The organism is Microbacterium sp. NPDC064978, assembly GCF_044543605.1.
GTDB lineage: Bacteria > Actinomycetota > Actinomycetes > Actinomycetales > Microbacteriaceae > Microbacterium > Microbacterium meiriae.
On the sequence record NZ_JBITWF010000004.1, the window covers coordinates 349963 to 373646 of the forward strand.

General features: G+C 70.4%; 28 protein-coding genes. 11 read left to right on the plus strand and 17 right to left on the minus strand.

Annotated features, from left to right (window positions below; genetic code table 11):
- Positions 1 to 3: 3 nt before the first annotated feature.
- Genes ACIGJI_RS14655 through ACIGJI_RS14665 form a run of 3 tightly spaced genes read right to left on the minus strand, consistent with a single transcriptional unit; the run spans position 4 to position 3118 of the window.
- On the minus strand, positions 4 to 882 hold the full coding sequence (locus ACIGJI_RS14655; RefSeq protein ID WP_085605188.1) for a carbohydrate ABC transporter permease: 879 nt from the start codon (positions 880 to 882) through the stop codon (positions 4 to 6).
- On the minus strand, positions 882 to 1796 hold the full coding sequence (locus ACIGJI_RS14660; RefSeq protein WP_101848001.1) for a carbohydrate ABC transporter permease: 915 nt from the start codon (positions 1794 to 1796) through the stop codon (positions 882 to 884). The genes ACIGJI_RS14655 and ACIGJI_RS14660 overlap by 1 nt, the downstream gene beginning before the upstream one ends.
- Positions 1793 to 3118, minus strand: a complete 1326-nt coding sequence (locus ACIGJI_RS14665; RefSeq protein WP_259952563.1) for an ABC transporter substrate-binding protein — start codon at positions 3116 to 3118, stop codon at positions 1793 to 1795. Before ACIGJI_RS14665 ends, ACIGJI_RS14660 begins: the two co-directional genes overlap by 4 nt.
- Positions 3119 to 3214: 96 nt before the next feature.
- Between ACIGJI_RS14665 and ACIGJI_RS14670 the strand changes: the two genes are divergently transcribed.
- Positions 3215 to 4429, plus strand: a complete 1215-nt coding sequence (locus tag ACIGJI_RS14670; protein ID WP_363446155.1) for an ROK family protein — start codon at positions 3215 to 3217, stop codon at positions 4427 to 4429.
- Positions 4430 to 4678: 249 nt separating this feature from the next.
- On the opposite strand, the gene ACIGJI_RS14675 is transcribed toward ACIGJI_RS14670, so the two are convergent.
- The 6 genes from ACIGJI_RS14675 to ACIGJI_RS14700 all read right to left on the minus strand — a co-directional run bounded on the left by ACIGJI_RS14675 (position 4679) and on the right by ACIGJI_RS14700 (position 10807).
- Positions 4679 to 5350, minus strand: a complete 672-nt coding sequence (locus ACIGJI_RS14675; protein ID WP_363446153.1) for a metalloregulator ArsR/SmtB family transcription factor — start codon at positions 5348 to 5350, stop codon at positions 4679 to 4681.
- A gap of 17 nt (positions 5351 to 5367) precedes the next feature.
- Positions 5368 to 5991, minus strand: a complete 624-nt coding sequence (locus tag ACIGJI_RS14680) for a flavin reductase family protein (protein WP_363446151.1) — start codon at positions 5989 to 5991, stop codon at positions 5368 to 5370.
- A 51-nt stretch (positions 5992 to 6042) separates the two neighbouring features.
- A complete protein-coding gene (locus tag ACIGJI_RS14685; protein WP_268776921.1) occupies positions 6043 to 7407 on the minus strand; it encodes a dihydrolipoamide acetyltransferase family protein in 1365 nt (454 codons plus the stop codon).
- A 122-nt stretch (positions 7408 to 7529) separates the two neighbouring features.
- Positions 7530 to 8495, minus strand: coding sequence for an alpha-ketoacid dehydrogenase subunit beta (locus ACIGJI_RS14690; RefSeq protein ID WP_363446534.1), 966 nt, complete (start codon positions 8493 to 8495; stop codon positions 7530 to 7532).
- Positions 8496 to 8506: 11 nt separating this feature from the next.
- A complete protein-coding gene (locus ACIGJI_RS14695) occupies positions 8507 to 9634 on the minus strand; it encodes a thiamine pyrophosphate-dependent dehydrogenase E1 component subunit alpha (protein ID WP_232089125.1) in 1128 nt (375 codons plus the stop codon).
- A gap of 105 nt (positions 9635 to 9739) precedes the next feature.
- Complete coding sequence (locus ACIGJI_RS14700) at positions 9740 to 10807, minus strand: histidinol-phosphate transaminase (protein ID WP_363446149.1); 1068 nt, start codon at positions 10805 to 10807, stop codon at positions 9740 to 9742.
- Between the two features lie 67 nt (positions 10808 to 10874).
- On the opposite strand from ACIGJI_RS14700, the gene ACIGJI_RS14705 reads away from it, so the two are divergent.
- From ACIGJI_RS14705 to ACIGJI_RS14715, 3 genes are read left to right on the plus strand one after another with little or no spacing between them, the layout of a single operon-like run.
- Entirely contained in the window at positions 10875 to 11081 is a 207-nt protein-coding gene (locus tag ACIGJI_RS14705; protein WP_101847995.1) for a ribbon-helix-helix protein, CopG family, read from the plus strand.
- Positions 11082 to 11084: 3 nt separating this feature from the next.
- Complete coding sequence (locus ACIGJI_RS14710; RefSeq protein ID WP_280569130.1) at positions 11085 to 11468, plus strand: type II toxin-antitoxin system death-on-curing family toxin; 384 nt, start codon at positions 11085 to 11087, stop codon at positions 11466 to 11468.
- 34 nt (positions 11469 to 11502) lie between these two features.
- A complete protein-coding gene (locus ACIGJI_RS14715; RefSeq protein WP_187662697.1) occupies positions 11503 to 11907 on the plus strand; it encodes a phage holin family protein in 405 nt (134 codons plus the stop codon).
- Positions 11908 to 11942: 35 nt separating this feature from the next.
- Here ACIGJI_RS14715 and ACIGJI_RS14720 read toward each other — a convergent pair whose 3' ends face one another.
- Positions 11943 to 13238, minus strand: coding sequence for a hypothetical protein (locus tag ACIGJI_RS14720; RefSeq protein WP_363446147.1), 1296 nt, complete (start codon positions 13236 to 13238; stop codon positions 11943 to 11945).
- Positions 13235 to 13489, minus strand: coding sequence for a hypothetical protein (locus tag ACIGJI_RS14725; RefSeq protein WP_292798010.1), 255 nt, complete (start codon positions 13487 to 13489; stop codon positions 13235 to 13237). Before ACIGJI_RS14725 ends, ACIGJI_RS14720 begins: the two co-directional genes overlap by 4 nt.
- A gap of 165 nt (positions 13490 to 13654) precedes the next feature.
- Here ACIGJI_RS14725 and ACIGJI_RS14730 point away from each other — a divergent pair, with 165 nt between their 5' ends.
- Together ACIGJI_RS14730 and purB are read left to right on the plus strand one after the other, a co-directional pair.
- Positions 13655 to 14176, plus strand: a complete 522-nt coding sequence (locus ACIGJI_RS14730) for a low molecular weight protein-tyrosine-phosphatase (RefSeq protein WP_187662700.1) — start codon at positions 13655 to 13657, stop codon at positions 14174 to 14176.
- 14 nt (positions 14177 to 14190) lie between these two features.
- On the plus strand, positions 14191 to 15573 hold the full coding sequence (purB, locus tag ACIGJI_RS14735; protein ID WP_259952724.1) for an adenylosuccinate lyase: 1383 nt from the start codon (positions 14191 to 14193) through the stop codon (positions 15571 to 15573).
- Positions 15574 to 15583: 10 nt separating this feature from the next.
- Here the strand turns inward: purB and ACIGJI_RS14740 are convergent, their stop codons facing one another.
- The 3 genes from ACIGJI_RS14740 to ACIGJI_RS14750 are packed head-to-tail and all read right to left on the minus strand — an operon-like array spanning position 15584 to position 18073.
- Positions 15584 to 17017: an MFS transporter gene (locus tag ACIGJI_RS14740; RefSeq protein ID WP_268776916.1), complete on the minus strand. Its 1434-nt coding sequence runs from the start codon at positions 17015 to 17017 to the stop codon at positions 15584 to 15586.
- A gap of 49 nt (positions 17018 to 17066) precedes the next feature.
- Positions 17067 to 17426 (minus strand): hypothetical protein, encoded by a 360-nt coding sequence (locus ACIGJI_RS14745; protein ID WP_187662702.1) that lies wholly within the window; start codon positions 17424 to 17426, stop codon positions 17067 to 17069.
- Positions 17423 to 18073, minus strand: a complete 651-nt coding sequence (locus ACIGJI_RS14750) for an acyl-CoA synthetase (RefSeq protein ID WP_259952631.1) — start codon at positions 18071 to 18073, stop codon at positions 17423 to 17425. Before ACIGJI_RS14750 ends, ACIGJI_RS14745 begins: the two co-directional genes overlap by 4 nt.
- Positions 18074 to 18362: 289 nt before the next feature.
- On the opposite strand from ACIGJI_RS14750, the gene ACIGJI_RS14755 reads away from it, so the two are divergent.
- The gene (locus tag ACIGJI_RS14755; RefSeq protein ID WP_268776915.1) at positions 18363 to 19289 is read left to right on the plus strand and encodes a hypothetical protein; all 927 of its coding nucleotides are present in this window, start codon (positions 18363 to 18365) and stop codon (positions 19287 to 19289) included.
- Here the strand turns inward: ACIGJI_RS14755 and ACIGJI_RS14760 are convergent.
- On the minus strand, positions 19277 to 20116 hold the full coding sequence (locus tag ACIGJI_RS14760; protein WP_363446144.1) for a sulfurtransferase: 840 nt from the start codon (positions 20114 to 20116) through the stop codon (positions 19277 to 19279). The genes ACIGJI_RS14755 and ACIGJI_RS14760 overlap by 13 nt on opposite strands.
- Positions 20117 to 20231: 115 nt before the next feature.
- Here ACIGJI_RS14760 and ribA point away from each other — a divergent pair, with 115 nt between their 5' ends.
- From ribA to ACIGJI_RS14775, 3 genes are all read left to right on the plus strand, one after another.
- Complete coding sequence (ribA, locus tag ACIGJI_RS14765) at positions 20232 to 20882, plus strand: GTP cyclohydrolase II (protein ID WP_187662706.1); 651 nt, start codon at positions 20232 to 20234, stop codon at positions 20880 to 20882.
- Between the two features lie 17 nt (positions 20883 to 20899).
- Entirely contained in the window at positions 20900 to 21370 is a 471-nt protein-coding gene (locus tag ACIGJI_RS14770; protein WP_280569893.1) for a MarR family winged helix-turn-helix transcriptional regulator, read from the plus strand.
- A gap of 62 nt (positions 21371 to 21432) precedes the next feature.
- Entirely contained in the window at positions 21433 to 21783 is a 351-nt protein-coding gene (locus ACIGJI_RS14775) for a helix-turn-helix transcriptional regulator (RefSeq protein ID WP_363446142.1), read from the plus strand.
- Positions 21784 to 21853: 70 nt separating this feature from the next.
- Here the strand turns inward: ACIGJI_RS14775 and ACIGJI_RS14780 are convergent, their stop codons facing one another.
- Together ACIGJI_RS14780 and ACIGJI_RS14785 are read right to left on the minus strand one after the other, a co-directional pair.
- Positions 21854 to 22456 (minus strand): ClpP family protease, encoded by a 603-nt coding sequence (locus tag ACIGJI_RS14780; RefSeq protein ID WP_187662709.1) that lies wholly within the window; start codon positions 22454 to 22456, stop codon positions 21854 to 21856.
- Entirely contained in the window at positions 22453 to 23067 is a 615-nt protein-coding gene (locus ACIGJI_RS14785) for a ClpP family protease (protein ID WP_187662710.1), read from the minus strand. Before ACIGJI_RS14785 ends, ACIGJI_RS14780 begins: the two co-directional genes overlap by 4 nt.
- A gap of 136 nt (positions 23068 to 23203) precedes the next feature.
- Between ACIGJI_RS14785 and ACIGJI_RS14790 the strand changes: the two genes are divergently transcribed.
- Entirely contained in the window at positions 23204 to 23674 is a 471-nt protein-coding gene (locus ACIGJI_RS14790; protein ID WP_081811533.1) for an acyl-CoA thioesterase, read from the plus strand.
- Positions 23675 to 23684 lie beyond the last annotated feature (10 nt).

Consider the following 23684-nt stretch of genomic DNA (forward strand, 5'->3'; position numbering starts at 1 on the left):
GGGTCAGCCCTTGACGGCACCCTGCGTGACACCCTCCATCACCCAGCGCTGAGTGAAGAGATAGGCGACGATCGCGGGCGCCATGGCCATCAGGTACGAGGCGAAGGCGACGTTGTAGTTGTTGCTGAACTGGTTCTGGAAGAGGTTCTGCCGCACCGGGAGCGTCTGCAGCGCCGGGTCGGAGATGATCAGCGACGGCATCATGAAGTCGTTCCAGGCGTAGAGGAAGGCGAAGATGCCGACCGTGGCGCTCATCGGCGCGAGCAGCGGGAAGATGAGCCGCCAGAACGTCTGCCAGGTCGTGGCGCCGTCGATCCGCGCGCTCTCCTCCAGCTCGATCGGGATCGAGCGCAGGAAGGCCGTGAACAGCAGCACACTGAAGCTGAGCTGGAACATCGTGGCGAGGATGATCACGCCGAACGGGTTGTCGAGGCCGACGCGTCCGGTGAGCTGGATCTGCGGAAGTGCCACGACGGGGAACGGGATGAACATCGCCGCCAGCAGGTAGAAGAAGGAGTACCGGAACAGCCGGCGGTCCCAGTTGCGCACGATCGCGTACGACGCGAAGGCCGCGAGGACGATCGTCGCGATGACCGTCCCTGCCGTGACGAGCAGCGAGATCGCGGCGCCGACCGGGAACTTCGTCAGCGTCCATGCTTGCACGAAGCCGTCGATGCTGAACGGCGCCGGCAGCGAGAACGCGTTGCCGTCGACCGCCTGCCCGGTGGTCTTGAACGCCATCGAGATCGTCACGTACAGCGGGATGAGGATCGTCGCCGTGCACAGGATCAGGATGATGGTGCCCGACCAGTTGACGCGCTCCATCTTCTGCCGCTTCCGGCGTCCGTCCGCGGGGATGGTGGTGAGGGTCTCCGTCGACATCAGAACGTGTTCCTTCCGCGGGTCAGCGAGAGCTGGAGGACGGAGATGAGCACGGCCACGATGAAGAAGATCGTGGCGTTGGCCATCTGGTAGGCGTAGTCGCCGCCGTTGAAGCCCGCGATGATCGTCATCGCGACGCTGCGGGTGGCGGTGCCGGGACCGCCGTTGGTGAGGCCGACGATGATGTCGTAGGCGTTGAGGAAGCCCTTGAAGCCGAGGATCACGTTGATGACGACGTATCCGGCGACGAGGGGGATCGTGATGCGGGTCAGCTGCTGCGTGCGGCTGGCGCCGTCGATGCTCGCCGCCTCGTACACCTCGCCCGGCACCGACAGGAGTCCGGCGATGTAGATGAGGAGCGTGCCGGGGACCGCCTGCCAGGCGGTGACGATCACGATCGCGACCCAGGCGAGGTCGGGGTTGGCGAGCAGGCTCGTCTCCAGCCACGGGATGCCGGTGGCCGCGCCCGCCGCGGGGATCGAGTTCGAGAACAGGAAGTTGAAGACGTAGGCGATGATGATGCCCGAGATCACCATCGGGATCACGAAGATCGTCCGCAGCCCCGTCTTGAACCGGATGCGGGAGGTGAGGCCGACCGCCAGCAGGAACGCGATGACGTTGACGACGATCACTGTCGCGATCGAGAACCCGAAGGTGAAGAGATAGCTCTGCAGGATCGCCGGGTCGCTGAACAGCGCGATGTAGTTCGTCAGCCCGTTGAAGCTCCATTCGCCGATGCCGATCGAGTCGGTGAAGCTGAAGAAGATGCCGATGACGCCGGGGACCGTGATCGCGAGCGTGAAGATCACCAGGGTCGGCAGCAGGAACAGGTAGTAGATCGGCTCGACGCGGCGCGTGTGGCGGCGGATCTTCCGCTGCTCGCCGGTGACGATGGCGGTCGTGCTGGTGCTCATGGCGCGGACTCCTCTGTCTCGCCCGATGCGGAATCCTCGGAACTCGGGATCGGGGCGCGGAAGGCGATGCGGGCCCAGTCCGCGTCCATGGTGCGGAGGATGGAGGAGGGGTCGGCGCCGAGCACCATGGCCTGCGCGTAGTTGTTCATCGGCAGGGTCTTCGGGACGAGGACCGAGGGGCCCTGGTAGATCCGCCCCTCGTCGTAGTACTCGATCATGCCCTCGATACGCGGGTCGTCCGGCGGTGCCGCGTCCGTCGTCGGGGTGAACCCGAGCTGCGACGCGTTGTACTCCTCGATGTTCTCCGGGAGGTAGAGGTACTCCAGGAAGTCGCGCGCGGCCTCCTGGTGCTGCGACTCCTCGGGGATCATGACCGCGAGGTCCATGTTCACCCGGACGGCGAGGTCGCCCGGATCGTCGGTCATGGGCAGCGGGAAGGTGCCGAGGTCGAGGTCGGGGTCGGTCTTGGCGATCTCGCTGAAAGCCCACGGCCCCTGGAGGTACATCGCGGCCTCCCCCTTCGCGAAGGCGAGGTTGCCGTCTCCGTACGCCCGGCTCGCCGCATCCTCGTTCGTGTACTCGTTCGCGAGCACCATCATCCGGTCCATCGGTTCCGCGAAGTCCTTCTCGAAGGAGACCTCCGAGTCCGGGCCCACCTCTGTGCCCTCGGCGGCGAGCGCGTCGAAGAAAGCCAGCACGTCCAGCGAGCCACCGGCCGCGTAGTCGTACCAGCCCTGCGCGACGGTCCAGTCGTCCTTGAACGTGGCGTAGAACGGGTCGATCCCGGCCTCGCGGAGGCTGTCGCTGACGGCGAGGAGCTCGTCCCAGGTCTGCGGCACCTCGAGGCCCTGCTCCGCGAAGATCTGCGTGTTGTAGATGACCGAGGCGGCCATGACCGAGTACGGCAGGGCGCTGGTGCGCCCCTCGCAGGAGCCGTACTGGTCCATCAATGGCTGCAGGTCCTCACGGATGCCGGCGGCGGCCTCCGTGTCGGAGAGGTCGGTGAGCGCGCACCGCTGCACGAACCGGGCGACCTCGTAGTTGTAGTTGGCGAGCATGATGTCGGGCGGGTTCCCGCGGACGAAGCTCGCCGAGACGACGTCGACGCCGGAGGTGTCGATCTCCACCCGGACGTCGTCCTGCGACGCGTTGTACTCCGCGACGAGCTCCGTCATGAACGGGATGGCCTCGCGCTTGCTGAACGTGAAGCGGATGGTCTCCGCTCCCCCGCCGGCGGCACAGCTCGTGAGCGCCGCGCCGGTCAGCACGAGGCCGAGCGCTCCGGCGGTCCAGCGCACCGCCCGTGATCGTGTGGCAGACACCGTCGTCCTTTCGTAGATCCGCGGAATAAATCTAGTGAGCGAATTTAGTCCGTCTAGAGGTACTGTCTCATCTGGGCGACAGGAAGGTCAAGGGGAGTGACAGAGGTCTCGACGGGACTCGGCACCGGCCGCGCGAGCGTGAGCGCGGTGCTCGACTTCGCCTGGACGGCCGGCGAGTTCACCGCCACCGAGGCCATGGCCGGCACCTCCCTCACACGCTCGACCACCATCGACGCGATCGACACCCTCGTCACCGCGGAGGTGCTGCGCGAGCTGCCCAACGCCCGCGCCATCGGCGAATACCGCTCCGGGCGCCCCGCGCGCCGCTTCGCACTCGCGGCAGACCTCGGCGTGGTGATGGGCATCGACGCCGGCGACACCCATCTCGCCGTCACCGCCGCGGATCTGCTCGATCGCACGCTCGTCCATCATCGCGTGGAGGTCGACCCCGCGCAGAGCGTCGAGGACCGCCGGGCGACGATCCTGCGGCACCTCACCGCCGCGCGCGACGAGGCCGGGGTGCCCGCGGAGCGCGTGCTCGCGGTGTGCGCCGGCGTCGCCGCCCCCGTCAACCGCGACGGCATCTCGCCCCCGCACCCCGACGGCTTCTGGGAGCGCACGAACCCCGGGCTCGCGGAGGCCCTGCGCGACTGGGCCCCGGTGGTCGAGGTGAAGAACGACGCCCAGCTCGCCGCGATCGCCGAGGGGACGCTCGGGGTGGCCGTCGACTGCCGCGACTACGTGGCCCTGCTCGCCAGTGAGCGCTTCGGCGGCGGCGTCGTCGTCGACGGGCACGTGCTGCATGGCGCCCACGGCGGCGTCGGCGAGGGCGTGGTGTTCGATCACATCATCGGTGTCGGCTCGGCGGTGGGCCTCCGTCACGCCGTGGAGGAACAGGCTCGGAGCGCCGTCGAGGACGGGGGCGCTGCCGCAGACGGAATCCTCGGACGGCTCGTGGCGGACGGGCCGGTCGATCCGCGGCTGGTGCTGACCCTCGCCGCCTCCGGAGACGCCGACGCCCTCCGCGTCGCCGAGCGCGTGGGGGCCACTCTCGCCCGCGTCGTCGGGGTGCTCGGCAGCATGTACGACCCCGCGCGCGTGATCATCTGCGGGGCCGTGGCGGAGAGCATCGAGCCTGTGCTGGCCGCCGCCCGCCGGATCCTCCCGGACGAGCTGCACCTGCCCGCACCCGAGATCCTCGCCTCCACACTCGGCGCGGAGGTCGTGTCGGCCGGCGCGATCGCGACCGCCCGGAGGGCTGCCAGGGAGCGTGCCGTCCCCCGCCTCGCGGAACAGCGTCTCACCGCCTGACCCCCCTCTTGCGTCAGCCGCCCCCTCCCCTCGCGACCCGCCCTCTCTCGCGAGAACAGGCAAGCGCGCGAGTTCAGGCTCTCCCGCCCCTGGCAGCCTGTTCCCGCGCGAACGCCTGTGTCGGGGTGCCTGTCGCGGCAACAGGCCCCCGCGCGAACTCAGGCGAACGCGGCAGTTCAGGCTCTCCCCCATTCCAGAGCCTGTTCCCGCGCGAACGCCTGTGTCGTGGGACGCGGATGCCGATCGCGGTCAGGACAGTGTCGGCGGAATACCGAAGAGAGTGTGGAAGGCGGCCGCGCCGGCGGGAGAGACCATCACGGCACGCGAGGTCTGCTGAGGGTGGATCCAGCCTCGGTCGCGCGCGGCGCGGAGGAGGACGGCGCCGAGGTGACCCGAGAGATGCGAGCGCCGTTCCGTCCAGTCGAGGCAGCTCCGTACAAGAGGACGACGAGACGACGGCACCAACGCGTCCGGCCCCGCGATGCTCTCGAACAGGTCGCGCCCCGTCGCGGTCACCGTCAGGTCCGGCGTGAGGTGCCCCCGCTCGACGAGGGCGTCGAAGAGGGCGACCCCCAGGCGACCGGCGAGGTGGTCGTAGCAGGTGCGGGCCAGGGCCATGCCGTCTCGCGCCGTCGCCGAACGGAGGCTCGAGACCGGGGCCGCCTTCCCGGCGTGCGCCGTCGCGGCCTCGATGATGTGCGCGGCATCGGGGGACGCGAGCGTGACATAGGAGTGCCGCCCCTGTCGGCGGAGCGCGACGAGCCGGACGTCGAGGAGCGTCGTCAGATGCTCCGACGCCGTCGACCTCGACACCCCGGCGGCACGCGCGAGCTCGCCGGCCGTCCATGCCCGGCCGTCGAGGAGCGCCAGACACATCTGCACCCGGGTCGGGCTGCTGAGCGCGTGTCCCAGCTGGGACACGGACGAGGGATCGACGATCACGCCACGACGGGGTCGTCGAGGAGCGGCGCGCGGAAGTTGGAGCCGACCCGAGGCCCCTGGGCGAAGTAATGGCGGAAGGCGTAGGACAGAGGGTCCCACTTGTCCGTGTCGATGCGGTCAGGTCCGTGCGCCTTCAAGATGTCCTCGTGCACGTGGACCTGCAGGACCTCGGCTTCGACCGCCAGCGCGTCGCCGCCGTCGATCGGGATGATCTGGGCCACGCGCGCTTCGATCTGCACCGGGCATTCCGCGATCCGGAACGGGATCACCGCCTCCGACGGCACAGGGGTGAAGCCCCCGAGACTCCATTTGTCCGGCTCATGCCGGTATGCGGGAACCTTATCGGCAGGAACCGGCGAGCGACCGGTGGTCGGCGCGATCGCCTCCACGGCGTGCACGAGGTCGGCGGAGGGGAGGTTGATGACGAGGTCCCTGACCCGTCCGATGTTCGCGGCCGCCTGCCCTTCGGCACCGAGCCCGAGCATGTACCGCGTCCCCAGCGCCCATGCGGACGAGATCGGGCTGATGTTCGACGACCCGTCGGGGTTGACGGTGGTGATCAGCGCGACAGGAGTCCCGAAGTACAACACCGGCAGGTCGACGCTCCGCGTGGTTCTCATCCGTCCATTCTCGCCACCCGATCGTTCGGGCCGCGCCGAACCGTGGCCTGCTCAGTCCACCAGGAGCGCGGGCTCCTCGAGGATGGAGGCGACGTCGGCGATGAACCGGCTCATGCCGTCGCCGTCGATCACGCGGTGGTCGAACGAGCCGGCGACCGTGGTCACCCAGCGCGGGCGCACCTCGCCGTCGACGACCCAGGGCTTCTGGCTGATCGTGCCCATGGCGACGATGCCGGCCTCGCCCGGGTTGATGATCGGAGTGCCCGCGTCCATCCCGAACACGCCGATGTTCGTGATGGTGATCGTGCCGTTCTGCTGGTCGGCCGGCGGGGTCTTGCCCTCGCGTGCTGTGAGCGTGAGCCGGTTCAGGGCGCGGGCGAGATCCTTCATGCTGAGGTCCTGCGCGTCCTTGATGTTCGGCACGAGCAGACCGCGGGGCGTGGCGGCGGCGATGCCGAGGTTCACGTAGTGGCGCACGGCGATCTCGGCACCGGCCTCGGTGTCGATCCAGGCCGCGTTGACCATCGGCGTCCGGCGCACCGCCCAGATCACCGCGCGGGCCATGATGAGCAGCGGTGAGACCTTGATGTCGGCGTAGTCCGGCGAGGCCTTGAGGCGCTTGACGAGTTCCATCGTGCGGGTGGCGTCGATCTCCTTCCACACCGTCACGTGCGGGGCGGAGTACGCGCTCTGCACCATCGCCGACGACGTCGCCTTGCGCACGCCCTTCACCGGGATGGACTCGGTGCGGTCGTCGCCGGCCGCCGACGGGCGCACCGGTGCGAGGCCGCGAGCCAGGCCGGACGGGGCCTGCGGCGCGGGCACCGTCTCCTCGCGCACGCTCCCCCACTCCGGGGTCTCGATGTTGCGGAACACGCTGGCCTGGGACGCGTGCTTCATCACGTCGTCGCGGGTGACCTCGCCGTCGGCACCCGTGGGCGTCACGCTCGTGAGGTCGACGCCGAGGTCGCGGGCGAGCTTGCGGATCGGCGGCTTCGCGATCACGCCGACCGACGACCGCACGGGGCGCTCGGCCGGGCGCTTGCGCCGCGAGGTCGCGCCGCTTCCGGAGCCGTAGCCGACGAGCACCGACCCGCCGCCCTCCTCGGGCGCGGGCGCCTCCGCCGTCGCGACGGTGCCGGGCGCCACCGAACCGTTCCCCGAGCCCGCCGCAGGGTCGGTCACGAAGGTGATGATCGGGGTGCCGACCTCGACCGTCGCCCCCTCGTCGACGAGCAGCTCGCCGACCACGCCCGCGTGCGGGGAGGGCAGCTCGACCAGGGACTTCGCGGTCTCGATCTCGCAGATGACGTCGTTGATGGCGACCCGGTCACCCGGCGCCACCTTCCACGCGACGATCTCGGCCTCGGTCAGCCCTTCGCCGACGTCCGGGAGGGGGAAGTTCTGCGTGCTCATGCGGAGTCCTTTCGTGGGCCGCGTTCATAACTCAGGAGACTCGAACCGGTGCGCGCCCCTGCGCCCGCGCTGGACGGGTGAAGGGGGCGGTTGTCCTGAGTTGTGAACATGGAACGTCGGTGTCAGTAGGCCAGGGAACGGTCGACGGCTTCGAGGATGCGGTCGGCGTCCGGCAGGTAGGCGCCCTCGAGCTTCGCGGGCGGGAACGGGGTGTCGTAGCCGGAGACGCGCAGCACCGGAGCCTCGAGGGCGTAGAACGCGCGCTCCATGACGGTCGCGGCGATCTCGCTGCCGAGGCTCGTGAATGCCGGGGCCTCCTGCGCGTAGACCATGCGGCCCGTCTTGCGTACCGACCCGAGGATCGGCTCGTAGTCCACCGGCGACAGCGAGCGCACGTCGACGACCTCGCAGCTCGTGCCCTCGGACTCGGCGAGGGCGGCGGCCTGGAGCAGCGTCGTCACCATGGCGCCGTGTCCGACGAGGGTCACGTCCGTCCCGGTCCGCACCACCCGCGAGGAGTGCAGCGGGACGGCGGGAGCGTCGAGCTCGACCTCGCCCTTCGGCCAGTACCGGCTCTTCGGCTCCAGGAAGATCACCGGGTCGTCCGAGGCGATGGCCTCCTGGATCATCCAGTAGGCGTCGTTCGCGGTGGACGGCGACACCACGCGCAGACCGGGGGTGTGCGTGAAGTACGCCTCCGGGCTCTCCTGGTGGTGCTCGACCGCCCCGATGTGCCCGCCGTACGGGATGCGGATCACGACGGGCAGCCGCAGCGACCCCTCGTGCCGGTTGGTGAGCTTGGCGAGCTGGGTGGTGATCTGGTCGAACGCGGGGAAGACGAAGCCGTCGAACTGGATCTCGACGACGGGACGGAACCCGGCCATCGCGAGGCCGATCGCGGTGCCGACCAGGGCCGACTCCGCGAGCGGGGTGTCCAGCACGCGCTGCTCCCCGAAGTCGCGCTGCAGGTGCTCGGTGATACGGAACACGCCGCCGAGCTTGCCGATGTCCTCGCCCATGAGGAGGACTTTCGGGTCGTCCTCCATCGCCTTGCGCATACCGGCGTTCAGCGCCTTGCCGAGCGGCATGGTCTCCCGGGTCACTGGCCCTCTCCTTCGAACGACGCCTCGTAGCGGGCGCGCCAGGCTTTCTGCTCCTCGATCAGCGGATGCGGCTCGCTGTACACGTGGTCGAACATGAGGTCGGCGCGGGGCGGGCCGAGCTGCACGGTGCGGGCGCGGAGGTCTTCCGCGGCGTCGGCGGCCTCGGCGTCGACCTCGGCGAAGAAGCCCTCCTCGGCGCCGCGGTTCTCCAGGAACGCGCGCATCCGGACGATCGGGTCGCGCCCGGCCCACGCGAGCTCCTCGTCGTCGCCGCGGTACTTCGTGGGGTCGTCGCTGGTCGTGTGCGCGCCGAGCCGGTAGGTCACGGCCTCGATGGCGCGAGGGCCGCCGCCGCCGCGCGCCTCGTCGAGGGCCACGCGGGACACCGCGTAGCTGGCGAGGACGTCGTTGCCGTCCACGCGGACGCTGGGGATGCCGTACCCGGCGCTGCGCTGCACGAGCGGCACCCGGGACTGCGTGGTGACGGGGACCGAGATGGCCCAGTGGTTGTTCTGCAGGAAGAACAGCGTCGGGGCCTGGTAGCTGGCCGCGAACACCATCGCCTCGTGCACGTCGCCCTGACTGGAGGCCCCGTCGCCGTAGTACACGACGACCGCCTCGTCGCGCTCGGGGTCGCCGGTGCCGGTGCGCCCGTCGAACGTGAGACCCATGGCATAGCCGGCGGCGTGCAGCACCTGGGAGCCGAGCACGAGCGTGTAGAGGCGGGTGTTGCCGTTCTTCGGATCGGTCGGGTCCCAGCCACCGTGGGAGACGCCGCGCATGAGCTTGATGATGTCGACCGGGTCCACGCCGCGGATCCGGGTGACGGCGTGCTCGCGGTACGAGGGGAAGATCGTGTCCTGCGCGCGGGCGGCCCGACCGGAGCCGACCTGCGCCGCCTCCTGTCCGCGGCTCGGCGGCCACAGGGCGAGCTGGCCCTGGCGCTGCAGGTTGGTGGCCTGGGTGTCGATCGCGCGGATGCCCACCATGTCGCGGTAGAACTGCGCGAGCTCGTCGTCGGGGATGGCCTCGATGAGCGGCAGGTACTGCTCCGCGGCCGGCGTCGGGGCGACCTTTCCGGTCTCGTCCAGGACGCGCACGAGGGGGGTCTCAGAGGTGCTCACGGCCCCCACGCTACCCGCGTCGGCATGCCGGGTCACGCATACCTAGGACGCCCTCGTATCTCCCCGGAACCCCGAGATTCCGCGGTTCGCCGGGCGGCGTCGCGCTCAGCGGAGGGTTGCGGCGACCTCCAGCACACGGGTGACGGCCGCCTCCTCGCCGACGGAGATCCGGATGCCGTCGCCGGAGAAAGGGCGCACGATCAGGTCGGCGTCGACGAACGCCGCCGCGACCTCGTCCGTACGCGCGCCGGTCGGCAGCCAGACGAAGTTGCCCTGGGCGTCCGGCACCTCCCAGCCCTGCGCGCGGAGCCCCTCGACGAGACGGGCGCGGCGTTCGACGATCACGGCGACGCGCTCGAGGAGCTCGGCTTCGGCGTCGAGGCTCGCGATGGCGGCGTTCTCGGCCGCGGATGTCACCGACAGCGGGATGCCGGTCGTGCGCGCCGCGTCGAGCACCTTCTCGTGGCCGATCGCATAGCCGACCCGGAGCCCGGCCAGACCGTAGGCCTTGGAGAACGTGCGGAGGACGACCACGTTCGGGTGCGCCTCGAAGACGCGCTCGGCCAGGCCGTCGACGGCGTCGGGGGCGGTGACGAACTCCGCGTAGGCCTCGTCGAGGATGATGAGCACGTCAGAGGGCACGCGATCCACGAACGCAGCGAACTCGGCGGAGGTGATGATCGGGCCGGTCGGGTTGTTCGGCGTGCAGACGATGATCGCGCGCGTGCGGTCGGTCACGGCGTCGGCCATCGCGTCGAGGTCGTGGCGGGAGTCGGCGGTCAGCGGCACCTGCACCCCGGTCGCCCCGGCGACGAGCGGCAGGCTCGGGTACGCCTCGAACGACCGCCAGGCGTAGACGACCTCCTCGCCGACCGACGCGGTGGCGAGCACGAGCTGATGCAGGATCGCGACGCTGCCGGAGGCGACGTGGACCTGCTCGGGCTCGACCCCGTAGCGGGCTCCGAGCCGCGCACGCAGGCGGCCGGCCGTGGCGTCGGGATAGCGGTTGATCGGCGTCGTGTGCTGCAGCGCCTCGACGACCGAGGGCAGCGGATCGAACGGATTCTCGTTGCTGGAGAGCTTGAAGGCCTCGGGACCGGCCTGCTTGCCCTGGCGGTACGGCGCGAGGGAGGCGATGGCGGGACGGATGCGGGGCAGGGTCGGCTCGGTCACGCGTCGAGTCTAGGACGTGTGTCCCGCCACCCTTTCGAGGCCGAGGGTGCGGTGATACCATTCTGGTATGGCTATGACGGTGCGACTCCCTGCGGAACTCGATGCACGGCTCGAAGACATCGCACGAGCCCGGCACGTCTCCAAGCACGCCGTGATCATCGAGGCGGCCACCCGGTTCGCGAACAGCGAGTCCAAGACCGATCGAGTTCTGGCGCTCGCGGACGAGGTGACCGAACGCTACGGCGACGCCATCACGCGCCTCGAGGACGCCTGATCGATGGCCACCGAGTACATCGAGCCCGAGCAGGCCCTCGCGCTGATCGCGAAGCTCGGCCTGCATGTGCGCGACGAGGGACTGCTCTTCTCCGCTCTGGCGCGACCTGCCGCCGGGATGTTCGGCGTCGATGCGTATCCGACCTTCGCGGAGAAGGCGGCCGCCCTGATGAGCTCCGTCGCCCAGAATCACGCACTGTTCGACGGGAACAAGCGCACGGCGCTCTATCTCACCTTCATCTTTATCCGGCTGAACGGCTACGACCTCACCTTTACGAACGACGAAGCCTTCGAGTTCGTGATCGATGTCGCGCAGAGCCGGATGGATCTCGGGGAGATCTCCCAGGTCCTCGCCGCCCACATCCGTCCGGTGGACGACCGCGGCTGACACCGCGAGCCCCGCGTGGGAGACTGAACACATCATGCGCTTCATCATCCGGGTCGTCGTCAACGCGTTCGCCATCTGGGTCGTCACGCTCATCCCCGTGCTCCAGGTCACGGTGCGCGCCTTCCCGCCGGGCGAGACGCTGCAGCTCGTCCTGACGCTCCTCGCGGTGGGAGCCCTTTTCGCGCTGGTGAACACCATCATCGGCACGGTCGTGAAGATCGTCGCCTTCCCGCTGTACATCATCACGTTCGGCCTCATCGGCTTCCTCATCAACGGCTTCCTGCTCTGGCTGACCGCCTGGATCACCAGCAGCTTCGGATGGGGCCTGACGGTCGAGTCGTTCTGGTGGGGTGTTCTCGCCGCCCTGATCATCTCGATCATCAACGGCATCTTCGGCTTCATCCTGCGCCCGCAGAACAAGCGCTCCCGCCGCGACTGACCCGTCCACCGACGTCTGCCGACGCCGCGTGCGGCTCACGGATCGGGGAGCACACGCTCCGCGCGGTACTCGGTGCGGTCGACGGTGACGGCGCGGTCCAGGTCCGCCCAGTAGGCGTCGAGAGCCTCCGCCCGCGGGTCGGCGGAGGCATCCACCATCGCCGCCGTCTCGATGTAGTTCTCCAGCGCATGAGTCTCGAGCGCGAGGTCCTGGCGACCGGCGTCGGGGTCGCCCACCCGACTCGCGGTGAAGCTGTCGGCCGAGCCTGTGCCCTCCCTCGCCCCTCCCGCGGCGAGCGCGGACACCACGTCGTCGGTGTGCCGAAGCTGCACCAGGGTGTGATCGGCGGAGAGCGTCGGCTCCACGGGGCTTCCGGCGGTGATCTGAGTCGTGACCGCGAACGGGCTCTCCATCGCCAGGTGCGCCGCGATCATCCCACCCTGCGAGTGCGCGACCACATCCACCCGATCCCCGGGTCTCGCACCGGCCGCGGCCAGGGCGTCGAGGGTCGCCTGATACGACGCGGACCGGCCCCCGGTGTAGAGCTCGATGTTCGACTTCATGTCCCACGGTTCCGTCCCGCCGGCCGTGCGGAGCGACATCGAGCGGCTACCGGCGAGGTAGGCGACGTATCGCGGCGCCTCACCGGGCATCGTGTACTTCTCGATCGCCACCTGCGCCCCGGAGGCGGAGGGCAGGCGGCGGAGCGCACTCGCCAGTCCGGTCGGCGCGCCGGTCGGCCGCGAGCGGGAGGCCACGGAGACGCGTACCGGATCGGCCGTCGCGCCGAGTGCCATTCCCGGTCGGACGCGCCCGAGTCCCGACGTCACGCCTACGAACGCACCGCCCAGGAAGACCGGTGGGAGCAGACCGGCGGCGTCGTACTGGTCGTCGAGGCCGCGGAACCGCCGGGCATCCGCGGTCCGCTCCAGAGTGTCCGCGAGCGTTCCCACACTCCCGTCCGAGGCGAGGAGCCGCGCCAGGCGCGCCTCCACCGCGGCGGCGGCGGCCGCGTCGGTGTGCGCCAGCGCCTCCGCCTGCGCGCGCAGCTCGACGACCTCGTACGCCTCCGCCATCAGGACGAGGTCGGCGGCCGTCTTCTCGACGCGGGCCGTCAGCCCGTCCAGCGACGTCGCCACGGACCGCAGCGACCAGGCCGCGGGGGCCAGCTCCGTCCACGCCGCCGTGGCGAGCAGCGCCTCGGCGCGCGCCACGGCATCGGCCACCTCCGCCAACACCGGGATGACGCCCCGCACCCGTACCGCGAGGTCGCGAAGCTGCGCGGTGTCCACGGCGATCGCGCCGCCGTGGTCGATGCTGAGCCCGCTCATGCCGCTTCCGCCTCCCTGCGGCACTGCTGCATCATGGCGCGCACCGGCGCCGCGTCCTCGGACAGCCGCCAGAGCGCCATCCGCAGCGCCTCGACCCCCTCGGATTCCCAGGAGCACGCATCACGCAGGACCGTCAGCACGGACGCCGCCTCGTCGAGTCGCTCCCCGGCCGCATCCAGCTCTGACAGCACTGCGGCGCGCAGCGCGGGGTCGACACCGGGAGAGAGGGCGGTGAGAGGGAAGGACGACATGGATCCACCCTTTCCCCGCCCTTCGTTCCCCGGCTCCGGATGCGCCTCACACGGGCACGGACCGTGGACAGTCGTCGCCCACACACCACGGTGCAGGAGAGTCGAAGGCGGGTCGCGATCCGGGCGGCGCTGTGCAGGAACCGCATCGACCGGCAGAATGGATCCGTGACAGCCCGAGATCCCTTCCGCGTGATCTTCGTCTGCACCGGCAACATCTGCCGCTCCCCCATGGCGGAGGCCGTGTTCCGGGACCTCGCGGAACGGCAGGGTCTCGGTTCCCGGATCGTCTCCCGCAGCGCGGGCACCGGGGACTGGCATCTCGGGGAGCGCGCCGATCACCGCACCATCGATGCGCTCGCCCGTCGCGGCTACGACGGCTCGCTGCACCGCGCCCGCCAGTTCACCGCCGCGTCCTTCGCCGAGAACGACCTCGTGGTGGCCCTGGACCGCACGCACGAGCGCATCCTCCGCGAATGGGCCAGAGACGAGGACGAGGACGGCAAGGTGACCCTCCTCCTCGCCTTCGATCCCGACGCCTCGACCCACGATGTCCCCGACCCCTACTACGCGGGCCCGGAGATGTTCGATTCGGTGCTCGGTATGATCGAGACGGCGACTCGCGGCTTGTTCCGCCAGCTCGAACCCGCCCTGCGCCTGCCCCGCACGCCCCGAACCTTCGGGGCCTGATCAGGAGGATTCCCCTGACTTTCCAGCCTTCGCTCCCGCCGCAGCCCCTCAGCCCCCTCGACGGCCGCTATCGCGGCGCCGTCACCGGGCTCGCCGACTTCCTCTCCGAGGCCGGACTCAACCGCGCCAGGGTCGAGGTGGAGGTGGAATGGCTGATCGCCCTCACCGACCGCTCGCTGTTCGAGACGAGCCCCCTGTCGGGCGACGACAAGGAGCGCCTGCGCGCGCTCTACCGCGACTTCGGGCAGGCCGAGATCGACTGGCTCGCCGAGAAGGAGGCCGTCACGCAGCACGACGTGAAGGCCATCGAGTACCTCGTGCGCGACCGGCTCGCCACGCTCGGCCTCGACCACATCGCCGAGCTGACGCACTTCGCGGCGACGAGCGAGGACATCAACTCCGCGTCCTACGCGCTCACCGTCAAGCGCGCCGTCGAGGAGGTCTGGCTCCCGGCTCTCGACACCGTGATCGCGAAGCTGCGGGAGCTCGCCGTCGAGCACGCCGACGCCGCCATGCTCTCCCGCACGCACGGGCAGCCCGCCACGCCCTCGACCATGGGCAAGGAACTCGCGGTCTTCGCCTGGCGCCTCGAGCGCGTGCGCAGCCAGATCGCCGGCTCCGAGTACCTCGCGAAGTTCTCCGGAGCGACCGGCACCTGGTCCGCTCACCTCGCGGCCGACCCGGACGCCGACTGGCCGACCATCGCCCGCGAGTACATCGAAGGGCTCGGTCTCGGGTTCAACCCGCTGACGACGCAGATCGAGTCGCACGACTGGCAGGTGGAGCTGTACGACCGCGTGCGTCACGCCGGCGGTATCCTGCACAACCTGGCGACGGACATCTGGACCTACATCTCGCTCGGCTACTTCGCGCAGATCCCGGTCGCCGGGGCCACCGGCTCGTCGACGATGCCGCACAAGATCAACCCGATCCGCTTCGAGAACGCCGAGGCCAACCTGGAGATCTCGGGCGCTCTGCTCGCCTCGCTCGGCCAGACCCTCGTCACGAGCCGCCTGCAGCGCGACCTCACCGACTCCACCACGCAGCGCAACATCGGCGTCGCATTCGGGCACTCGCTGCTCGCGCTCGACAACCTGCGCCGCGGCCTGAACGCGATCTCGCTGTCGCGCGACGTGTTGCTCGCCGACCTCGACGTGAACTGGGAGGTGCTGGCCGAGGCGATCCAGACGGTGATCCGTGCCGAGGTCGTCGCTGGCCGGTCGAGCATCCAGGACCCGTATGCGCTCCTCAAGGAGCTCACGCGCGGACACCGGGTGGGCGCCGACGACCTCGCCGAGTTCGTGCAGGGCCTGGAGATCGGCGACGCGGCCAAGCAGCGGCTGCTCGCGCTGACCCCCGCGACCTACACCGGTATCGCGGAGCGCCTCGCCCGCTGAGCCCGGGGAGCTAGGAGCCGGACTCCCCGGCGTGCTCCTCGACGCTGTCCTTCGGCATGAACGCGGCGGCGATCAGGGTGAGCACGGCGGTCACGGCGACCGCGACGAACACCCACACCGACGCGTGGATGATCGTGTCGGGGTCGTCGGGTCCCGCGCCCTGCGCGATGACGGCGTTGGAGATCGCCCCGAACACCGCCACCCCCACGGCGCTTCCCGCGGACCGTGCGAACGCGTTCATCCCGGTCACCGCTCCGCGCTCGCCCCAGCCGACCGACGCCTGAGCGGCGATGAGGGTCGGCGCGGCACTCCACCCGAGCCCGAAGCCGAGGAGGAACGCGATGCCGGCGACGACGAACGGGTTCGGCCAGGAGGCGACGGCGGCGAGCGCGACGGCGGCGACCGTGGTGATGCTCATGCCGATCAGGGTGGTGCGGCGGAAGCCGATGCGCAGGTACAGCCGGCCGGCGTTCGCGGCGGCGAGCGGCCAGCCGAGGGTCAGAGCAGCCACCGCGAGACCTGACAGCAGCGGAGCGATGCCGATGGACCCCTCGAGGTAGGCGGGGGCGAAGCTCGTCACCCCGAGCATCAACGCCCCGATGCCGAGCGACACGATGGTCGTCGTGAGGATGAGCCGACGTGTGACGAGGCGCAGATCGACGATCGGCTCCGCGACCCGGCGCTCGACGAATCCGAAGGCCACCAACGCGACCACCCCGATACCGAAGCAGAGGGCACTCGGCACCGACAGCCAGGCCCATGCGTTCCCACCTTCCAGCATGCCGAGGATGAGCGCCGTGAGCCCGATCGTGAGCAGCACCGCTCCGCCGTAGTCGATGCTGTGCTTCTGCGTCTGCTTCTGCTCCCGGTAGGTGCGCAGCAGCATCCACCCGGCGATCAGACACAGCGGGACGTTGATCCAGAAGATCCATCGCCAGGCGTCGAGCTGCGCGAAGATCCCGCCGAGCGCCGGGCCCACGACCGAGGAGATGGCCCAGACGCTCGCGACGTATCCCTGGACCTTGGCGCGTTCGGCGACCGTGTAGATGTCGCCGACGATGGTCATCGACATCGGCGCGACGGCACCGGCGCCGATGCCCTGGATGATGCGGAACACGATCAGCGCCGGCATGCTCCAGGCGAACCCGCAGAGGATCGATCCGAGCAGGAACAGGGCGATGCCGAGCAGGATGATCGGCTTGCGGCCCACCGTGTCCGCGAAGCGGGAGTAGATGGGCACGCTGACGGCCTGCGCCAGGAGGTACACGGAGAACAGCCACGGGAACTGCTGATAGCTGCCGAGGTCGCGCACGATGCTCGGGACAGCGGTCGCGAGGATGGTCGCGTCGATCGCGATGAGGCCGGTGGCGAGCATGAGCGCGCCGAGGATGGGTCCGCGCTCCGACCGGAGTCCGATGGAGGCGCGGTCGACGGAGGCAGTCACTCCAGGGACAAGCGGAAGGACCTCACCGATATTCCGCCCGTATGACGGATCAGGTCGAGGCGGGGCGTCCCGGCTCGTCGGTGGTGCCGTCACCCTTGCCGTCGTCCTCCGCGTCGTAGAGCACGGGACGGTCGATGGTCTTGGTGACGTCGGCGGGGTCGATCGCGAGCATCAGCATCGCGAGGATCAGGAGCGTCGCGATGAAGGCGCCGCCACCCACGACGAGGCTCAACGCCACGGGGGTGAGACCCTCGTAGGTGCCGTTCGCGATGGCCGTGTTCACGCGGAGGGTGAACGCGCCGGTGGAGACGAGAGTGACCACCATGGCGAACACGCCGCAGCCCAGGGCGATGCCGAGCAGGTGGAGGGGACGCAGGATGTCCCGTCGGGTGGGCTTGTCGTCGCTCATCGCTCTCCTCCGTGCTCCACAGGAGCCGCATCGTTCTCGGGGGCGGGAGCGACGTCATCGGCGTCCGCACGCTTCGGGGTGAGGCCGGCGATGCCGAGGAAGACGGCGACGATGGCCGCATACCCTCCGAACATCCCCACGCCGAGGATGATGCCGGACAGCTGGAACGTGCCCGCCTTCTCGATCGTGTACTCCTGGACGAAGCCCGAGGGGATCAGCAGCAGGACGACGGCGAGGAGCAGGCCGAGAGCCCCGACGGTGATCGCGTCGGTGGCGAGCGCTCCCCCGGCGCGGCGGGCCCGGATGCCGGCGAGCAGCTCGAGGCCACCGCTGAGCACACCCCAGGTGATGAGGACGATGAAGAACATGTCGTCCGTGCGCCACGCGGGCACACCGCTCGCCATACCCGCGATGACGCTGACGACCGCGAGGAGGATCGCCGCCCAGCGCGACCCCGTGGGGAGGACGAGCCAGGCCGCGAGGATGTGCACGAGGGCGGTGACCAGCGCGAAGCCGCTGAAGACGGCGAGACCGACCGCGGCGGAGTGATCCGAGGAGAAGGTGATCATCAGGGCGGCGACGGCCGCGAACAACGCGCGCAGCAATTGCACGTGGCGCATGGTGAACGCGCGAGCAGGGGCAGACATAACGGCCAGATCCTCCGGGGTTTCCCCCCAGTCTACGCGGGGCCGCGAGCCGCACGCGCCCGGGGATGCTCGTGAAGCCCGGCGGATCTCCCCAGATCGATTGCCGGGCTTCACGACATACGCAGCAAGGGGGGCATCACTGCGTCGGGCCGCTGTCGCCGGGTCGGGCACCCTCCCCGCGACATCGCAGCCCCGTGACCCACATGCCCACCTGGTCCCCTGAGGTGCGCGCGTGCGGTCTTATGCTCACTGTAGAGGTGTGTTCTTCACATACCGGGCGGGGGCTGTGATGGGTTTTGGGGACGGCGAGAGGAGAGCGGCGACGCCGGACGCGTTCGCCGCGGCACTGCGCGATGCGATCAATGCGAGACCGGTGACGCTGTCGTGGTTGCAGCGGCAGCTCCGCGACCGGGGCAACCGCGTCTCGATGGCCACGCTGAGCTACTGGCGCTCGGGGGCCCGTCGCCCGGAAGGACCGCAGTCCCTCGCCGCCCTCGCCGACATCGAGGACCTGCTGTGCCTCGAATCCGGGGCGTTGAGCCGTCTCCTCCGTCCGCACCGCACAGGACCCCTGGGACCGCAGGGGTTCCCGCTGGAGCAGGTCGACATGGAACGGGCCGTCCGCGAGGTCTACGCCGCCCTCGGCGCCACGTACCCGGACCCGTCGCGGGAGCTCACCGTCCATTCCGTCACGGACGTCGACGCCGACGGCGAGGTGTCCTCCTGCCTCACCCGCAGCATCGTGCAGTCGACGAGCGGCGTGATCACCGCCATCCCCGTCCTCGACCTCACCCCCGGCGTGCCCGGGCCTCCGCCGCGGCTCACGGCCGTGGCCGGCGGACGGGTCACCGCGCGCTACTCCCACCCGAACGGCGAGGCGCACGGTGCGCTGATCGAACTCGACGTCCCGCTCGCAGCCCCGGACACCGCGGTGCTCGAGTGGTCGGTGCAGTACGAGCCGGGCCACCCGTCGGATCGCGAGACCGGACACGCCCTGTCCCGCCAGGCCAGGGAGGTCCTGGTGTGGACGCGCTTCCACCCGGATGCCGTCCCGGACTGGTGCGACGAGCTCGTCGAGACCGCCGGAGGCACCGTCGTCACCGCGCTCCCCCGACCTCGGGGCACGTCGGTGCATCAGGTCCGTCGGGCGTTCGGCCCCGGCGCCCTCGGTCTGCGCTGGGGGTACGGTCCTCGCGGAGGCGATCAGCCCGGCTGATCCCCCGTCGCGACCGGCCGCCCCGGGGTGTTCGACCACTGGCTCCAGGAGCCGGGGAAGACCTTCGCCGGGATGCCGACCTCGTGGAGCACCAGAGCCGTGTGCGCCGCCGTGACTCCCGACCCGCAGTAGGCCGCCACCGGCGTCTCCGGGGTGACCCCGACCTCGGCGAGCGTCGCCAGCACCGTGTCACGGTCGCGGATGTGCCCGTTGTCGTCGAGGTGCCGCGTGGTGGGGAGGTTCCGGGCGCCGGGGATGTGCCCGGCGATCGGGTCGAGCGGCTCGGTCTCGCCGCGGTAGCGCTCCGGGGCGCGGACGTCGAGCAGCACCCCGGTCTCCGGGAACGCCGCCGCCTCATCGATCGAGAGAGCGTCCTGGCCCGGATCCGCGAGGACGACATCGCCGGTCTCCGGCACGACGTCGTCGGTCGCCAGGTCGTATCCGGCCGCGGTCCACGCGCGCAGCCCGCCGTCGAGCACCCGGACGTCGACCCCTGCCTGCCGCAGCAGCCACCACGCCCTGGCCGCCGCGAGTCCCTTGGTGTCGTCGCAGGCGACGACCGTGTCTCCCTGCCGCACACCCCATCGCCGGGCCGCCGCCTGCAGGGTCTCCGTTGAGGGGAGCGGATGGCGGCCCTCGGTCGGTGCCCCGGGTGTGGAGAGCTCCTGATCCAACGACGCGAACACCGCGCCGGGGATGTGGCCGGAGCGGTAGTCGCCCGGGCCCGCCTCGGGGCGGTCGAGGCGCCAGCGCACGTCGATGACCCGGATCGGGGCGCCGTTCAGGAGGAGGTCATGGAGCTCGGTCGCGCTGACGAAGTGACTCATGGTGCGAGGCTACCGAGTGCACGGCGCTCCCCGTCTGCCTCCGTCACGGACGGACACGGTCATCGCCTCCGGACGGTTGCGGGAATAGCCAGGCGTCTCCGGCGTTTCTCCTCACATGATTGAAACTTCAACGGTCGCTGCGGAGCGCACCCGCGTGCGGGTGCCCCTGCGCTTCGCGGACGGCTTCGGCACGACGGCCGACGTCGTGACCTTCGACGGACTCGTGGACGGCCGCGAGCACCTGCTGCTCGGCCTGGGCGACTGGCAGGCTGCCCTCGATCGCGCCGCCGACGGCGGGGTCGCGCCCCTCGTCCGCCCGCACAGCGAGTGCCTCACCGGTGACGTGTTCGGCTCGGAGCGCTGCGACTGCGGACCGCAGCTGCGGGAGGCCGTGGAGCGGATCGCCGCGGAGGGCGGCTTCCTCCTCTACCTGCGGCAGGAGGGCCGCGGCATCGGGCTCTACGCCAAGCTCGACGCCTACGCGCTGCAGGACGCCGGGCTCGACACCTACGAGGCGAACGTGGCCCTCGGCCGCGGCGAGGACGAGCGGGACTACACCGTGGCGGCCCAGATGCTGCGAGCGCTGGGCGTGGACCGCATCCGCCTGCTCAGCAACAACCCCGACAAGGCCGCGCAGCTCGACGGGCTCGGAATCCAGGTCACCGAGCGCGTCCGCACCGAGGTGCACCTCTCCGCAGCCAACTCGCGCTACCTCCAGGCGAAGCGCGACCACACGGCCCACACGATCGACCTGACCGCGGCGTGACCTCCGAGGAGCACGACATGAGCGAGGCGCGGCACCCGCGGCGGCTCGACGACGACGAACTCGCGACGTGGCTGCCGATCATCCGGTTCGTCCAACTGCTGCCGCAGGTCCTCGACCGGGCGCTGAAGGACGAGGTGGGCCTGAACCACGCCCGCTACGCGATCCTCGTCACCCTCGCGGGCCAGGGTGAGGACGCCGTCACCATGACCGAGCTCGCGCGGATCGCCGGACTCAGCCGGTCGCGCCTGAGCCACGCCCTGGACTCGCTGGAGGAGCGCGGGTGGGTGGAACGGACCTCGTGCAGCACGGACAAGCGCACCCTCTCCGCGACGCTGACCCCGGCCGGACGGGACATGCTCCGCGCGGCCGCACCGGTCCACGTGGCCCAGATCCGCGAGCTCATCCTCGACCCGCTGTCCGCGGAGGATCGGCAGCGGCTGCAGGACATCCTGGGGGCGCTGCTGCCGGGCGTCACGGCCGCGCTCTGAGCCGCGTTCTGCTCTGAGCAGAACGTCTCGATCGCCCCGCGGGCGGCGGCTTATCGTGAGGCATGGCCGACATCGTCCCGTTCCCCCGCGCCCCGCATCCCGTCCGTCCGCCGTCCAACGGACCCGAACCGCTGTGGCGCGAGATGCTCGGCGATCAGCTGCGACGGCGACGCCATGACCGCGGGGAGACACTCAGCGAGACCGCGGAGAAGGCCGGGGTCTCGCCGCAGTACCTCTCCGAGGTTGAGCGCGGCCGGAAGGAGCCGTCCAGCGAGATGATCGCCGCGATCGCCGGGGCCCTGGACTCCTCCCTCGTGGAGCTCACGAGCGCGGTCGCCGAGGAGCTTCGTCAGGCCACCCCCGCCGCGGCTGCGGTGTCGGCCTCCCGCGGCGCCTTCGCTCTGGCCGCCTGACCCCTTTCACCTGCACGACCGGAGTCCGGGTGCACGACGGATCTCGGGAATCCGTCGTGCACCCGTCACCTCATCGTGCATCCGGATCACGGGGACCGAGCACGGTGTCGATGAGGCCGTACTCGAGAGCGGCGGCGGCGGTGAAGACCCGGTCCCGGTCGGTGTCGACGCGGAGCTCCGCGAGCGCGCGACCGCTGTGCCGGGCCAGGATCGACTCCATGTCGGCCCGCACCCGCACGACCTCGTCGGCCGCGAGGATGAGGTCCGGGATGGCTCCGCGTGACTGCCCGGCCGGCTGATGCAGCACGATGCGCGCGTGGGCGAGGGCCGCTCGCTCCCCCGGCGCCCCCGCCGCGACGAGCAGCGCCGCCGGACCGATGGCCTGCCCGACGCAGGTCGTCGCGATCCGCGGGCGGATGTGCTGCATGGTGTCGTAGATCGCCAGCGCGGCACCGGGATCCCCACCCTCGCTGTTGATGTAGAACTGCACGGCGGTCTCCGGGCTGTCCGCGTCGAGGTGCAGGAGCTGCGCGATGAGGGCGTTAGCGACTCCCGCGTCGATGCCGGTTCCGAGGTAGATGACGCGCTCGGCGAGCAGATGCGAGTAGACGTCCATCACCCGCTCACCCCGCGGGTGCTGCGCGATGACGTGGGGGATCGTGTAGCTGCTCATACGTCCGCCCCCAGTCCCACCCGCGCACGACGGCGGGGCATGATCTCCGCCGCGGACCGCACGATCTCGTCGATGAACCCGTAGCCCTGCGCCTCGGCCGCGGTGTACCAGCGATCGTGGAGGGAGTCCTCGAAGATCCGCGCGAGGGGCTGACCGGTGTCGTCGGCGATGAGGCCGAGGACGGTGTCGCGCATGTGCCGGAGGTCGTCGGCCTGCGCCTCGATCTCCACCGCCGATCCGCCGATCCCCGCCGAGCCCTGGTGCATGAGGATCCGGGCGTGCGGGAGAGCGCGCCGCTTGCCCTTCGTCCCCGCGGAGAGCAGGAACTGTCCCGCGCTGCAGGCGAGGCCGAGGGCGAGGGTGGAAACGTCGTTGGGGATGAGGTGCATGAGGTCGCGGATCGCCAGCATCGACGGCACGGAGCCGCCCGGCGAGTGGATCCAGAGGGCGATGTCGGTCGTCGGGTCCTCCGCGGCGAGGCCGAGGAGCTGGGTCATCAGGAGGGTGCCGTTGTCGTCGTCGAGGGCGCCGTCGAGGACGAGCACCCGTTCGTGGAACAGGGCGCGCCGGGCCTCGGGGCCGAACTGCGGGAGAGGGGTGTCTTCGCTCATGTCCCCAGCATCCGGCTCCGGTCATGACCGCGGGCGCGAATCCGCCCGGAGCAGATCCGCTGTGAGCGGCGGCGCGTGCACCCGTCCGAAAACCCGGCGTAACACCGCCGACGCACGAGCCGCCTAGCCTCGGGGCATGGCGAAACAGAAAGCACCGGCATGGCAGTCCGAGGACGGCCTGAACTTCCGCACCCGCAAGTGGGTGCGCCCGGAAGACCTCAACGCGAACGGCACGCTGTTCGGCGGGAGCCTGCTGAAGTGGATCGACGAGGAGGCGGCGATCTACGCGATCGTGCAGCTCGGCAACTACCGCGTCGTCACCCGGCACATCTCCGCCATCACGTTCGAGGCATCGGCGGTGCAGGGCGACCTCATCGAGATCGGGCTGCAGGCCACGCGCTTCGGTACGACGTCGCTCACGATGCGGGCCGTCGCGCGCAACATGATCACCCGCAAGCGCATCCTCACCATCGACGAGATCGTGTTCGTCAGCATCGGTGAGGACGGCCTGCCGACCCCGCACGGTTACGACGAGATCACCTACGATCGCGACCGCATGCCCACCGAGCGCATCGCCACCGGCACGATCCCCCTCCCGAAGCGCTGACCCGCGCTCG